This is a genomic window from Streptomyces sp. NPDC057638, assembly GCF_042800315.1.
Taxonomy (GTDB): Bacteria; Actinomycetota; Actinomycetes; order Streptomycetales; family Streptomycetaceae; genus Streptomyces.
Map to the genome: position 1 here is coordinate 1 of NZ_JBHVHF010000624.1, position 1,024 is coordinate 1,024.

Here is a 1,024-nt window from a genome sequence, read left to right on the forward strand (position 1 = left end):
GTCCGGACACATCCGGACCGCGCCTCAGCGGGTTCTCCGTCTGGCCGCGCCCCCTGGGCGGGACGCACCAGCCGCGTGCCTCACGTCATCAGCCGCAGGGCCTCCGCCACGCTCAGCCGACGCTTGGGGACGGCGGCCGGAGGGGGCATCCGGACCGTGTCCCGGGCGGCCGACGCCAGACGGACCCGGCCGCCGATCTCCACCGTGCCGTCGGGGCCGGGGGCCGTGAGGATCTGCGACCCCCGGCCCTGGGTGATGTTCAGGGCCCGGCCGAGCTGCTCCGTGAGCAGCAGCGCCGCCGCCCCGGTGGCCTCGTCCTCCACGATCCCGTCGTCACGGCGCGGGAAGGCGCGGGCGCGGACCCGGCCCGCCGCCTCGTCCTCCCAGGCCCAGGCGTAGAGCCAGCCCTCGCCCGGCGGGGGCGCGGGCAGCGCGTCGACATCGGCGGGTGAGGCGAACCGTTCCAGGTTCCTCGGCGGCGCCCACTCGGCGCGGGCGGTGATCCAGGTGAACTCGCCGTCGCCGCGCGCCCACACCGGCCCCGCCGGGGGGTTCAGCTCCGCCAGGTCGAGCAGCCAGGCGGCGCCCACGAGGGGGTGTCCGGCGAAGGGGAGCCGCAGCCCCGGGGTGTAGATGTCGACGGTCCCGCGCTCGGGGTCGTCCACGAACAGGGTCTCGCTGTAGCCGAGTTCGGCGGCGAGCGCCTGGCGGGATGCCTGGTCGGGGTAGCGGCGGGTGTCACGGACGACGCCGAGGGCGTTGCCGTGACCGCCGTCGGCGGCGCAGAAGACATGAAGCACATCGAGCACGGGGAGCACGGGAACCGCGGGACGTTCGTTCACGGGGGCATTGAAGCACCCCGCGCCCGGCGCATCCGGCGATTCGCCCCGCGGACGTGCTCTCCCTGGCTCCGGAGCGGTCCGCTTCGGGCTGGATGCGCGATTTCTCCCCGCCCGCGTACCGCTCCCTCCCCCGGTGTCCCGCGCGGCGGGCGGTACGCGGACGGGGCGCGCTCCCTCCCGTC

Annotated in this window: 1 protein-coding gene; it reads right to left on the reverse strand. The window is 76.3% G+C overall.

The window, feature by feature from the left end:
• Positions 1–80: 80 nt before the first annotated feature.
• Complete coding sequence (locus tag ACFVIM_RS35290; protein WP_384310502.1) at positions 81–842, reverse strand: PhzF family phenazine biosynthesis protein; 762 nt, start codon at positions 840–842, stop codon at positions 81–83.
• Positions 843–1,024 lie beyond the last annotated feature (182 nt).